Origin of the sequence: Bradyrhizobium sp. CCBAU 45321 (assembly GCF_028128975.1) — a bacterium.
Classification (GTDB): Bacteria; Pseudomonadota; Alphaproteobacteria; order Rhizobiales; family Xanthobacteraceae; genus Bradyrhizobium; species Bradyrhizobium yuanmingense.
Genome location: NZ_LFKZ01000051.1, coordinates 1 through 1,054, shown reverse-complemented (window position 1 = coordinate 1,054; position 1,054 = coordinate 1). Strand labels below are relative to the sequence as shown.

2 pseudogenes are annotated in these 1,054 nt (G+C 62.5%); one reads left to right on the top strand and one right to left on the bottom strand.

Features of this window, described 5'->3' with window-relative positions:
* Window positions 1-214 (top strand): annotated as a pseudogene (locus ACM43_RS09630) (transposase); the annotation flags it as partial.
* 2 nt (window positions 215-216) lie between these two features.
* Here ACM43_RS09630 and ACM43_RS09625 read toward each other — a convergent pair.
* A pseudogene (locus ACM43_RS09625) lies at window positions 217-1,054 on the bottom strand (transposase); the annotation flags it as partial.

Here is a 1,054-nt window from a genome sequence, read left to right as displayed (position 1 = left end):
CAAGGTGGCGTTAGCGGCGATCAAGGGCGAGATGACGCTGGCCCAGCTGGCTGAGCATTTCGACGTACACCCGAACCAGATCACGCAGTGGAAGTCCCAGCTTCAGGGAGCGGCGGCCGAGGTCTTTGGTCCTGGCGCCAACAGAACGAGCGAGCCCGCGGTGGACGTGAAAACGCTGCACGCCAAGATCGGGGAGCTGACGCTTGAGAACGATTCCTAAGAAACGGCATCGCCAACGTTCGGCTCGAACGGCTGGAGAAGAAGCCGAATGCCTTGGCACGCCGATGCAAATTGTTGACCACTCGCGTCCGGTAGCGCGTCTCGTATGACGAGGCCCCGGGATCGACATAGTCAATTCCGTATCGCACAGCATTGTAGAACAGAACTGCGATCTTGCGGGCCGTGGCGGTCACGGCCTTGGCCTTGCCGACGCGCGATGAAAGTCGACTGTAAAAGGCGCCGAGCGCAGTATCGGTGCGTCCGACGGTGACGGCAGCAAGGCGCAGAAGCGCCGCCGCCCGGCCGCCGGATCGGGGTGTTCGGGACGAGAGCCTTTTGCCGCGGAGACCTTGTTGCTCGGCGCCAGTCCCAGCCAGGAGGTAAAATGCTTTGCACTTGGCCACGAGGAGAGGTCGTCAACGCATTCAGCGATCAGCTTCAGCGAGAGGTAAGGACCGCGGCCGTCGATGGTGGTGATGTCTTTTCCCAGCAACGCGAACAGCGCCTCGCGGACGTCGAAAGCTAGAGCGTTCGCCTGATCGGTTCGATTCCGACGCAGCGATGCCCGCGGTGCTGGTCCATGGCCACGACCGCGATGGTTGCTCAGTTCCTTCAACACGGCTTCGATCCGGGCGTCGCAGGCAGATGCCTTCTCGTGGTAGGTGTCGTAAAGCGCAAGTGCCTGCTCGAGCGCAAACAGATGCTCGGCGCGGTAGCTCCCGGTGAGCGCCTTCGCAATCGTCTCGGCACTGGAGTGGCAACTGTAGTGGCGCAAGCACGCCAACGCCTCGGGATCGCGCTCGCCGGCAAGGATCGCGCGTATGATACGCAGGCC